Below are 565 nucleotides of genomic sequence, written 5' to 3'. Positions count from 1 at the left end.
GGGCAACATCGGCCCGGCCGCCGCGCTGCCCGTCATGGAGGGCAAGGCGGCCCTCTTCAAGCGCTTCGCCGGCATCGACGCCTGGCCGATCTGCCTGGACACCCAGGACACCGACGAGATCGTGGCCGTCGTCAGGGCGATCGCCCCGGGCTTCGCGGGCATCAACCTGGAGGACATCTCCGCGCCGCGGTGCTTCGAGATCGAGGCCCGGCTGCGTGAGGCCCTGGACATCCCGGTCTTCCACGACGACCAGCACGGCACCGCGATCGTGGTGCTGGCCGCCCTCACCAACGCGCTGAAGGTGGTCGGCAAGGAGATCGGCGACATCCGTGTGGTGATGTCGGGCGCCGGCGCCGCCGGTACCGCGATCCTGAAGCTGCTGCTGGCCGCCGGCGTCGAGCACGCCACCGTGGCGGACGTGCGCGGCGTGGTCCACCAGGGCCGGGACGACCTCAACGACAGCCTGCGCTGGATCGCCGAGCACACCAACCGCTCGGGCCGCACCGGCAGCCTCAAGGAGGCCGTGGCGGACGCGGACGTGTTCATCGGCGTCTCGGCCCCGAAC

At 71.7% G+C, this 565-nt stretch carries 1 protein-coding gene; it reads left to right on the top strand.

The genetic code is table 11. The features are described 5' to 3' along the window. Positions 1–565 (top strand): NAD(P)-dependent malic enzyme (locus KV557_RS45195; protein WP_305149054.1); only part of this gene is annotated, 565 nt, incomplete at both ends.

Origin of the sequence: Kitasatospora aureofaciens, from assembly GCF_019192735.1 — a bacterium.
Classification (GTDB): domain Bacteria; phylum Actinomycetota; class Actinomycetes; order Streptomycetales; family Streptomycetaceae; genus Kitasatospora; species Kitasatospora aureofaciens_A.
Note: the sequence above shows the minus strand (reverse complement) of the source record. Positions and strands in the feature narration are given on the sequence as shown.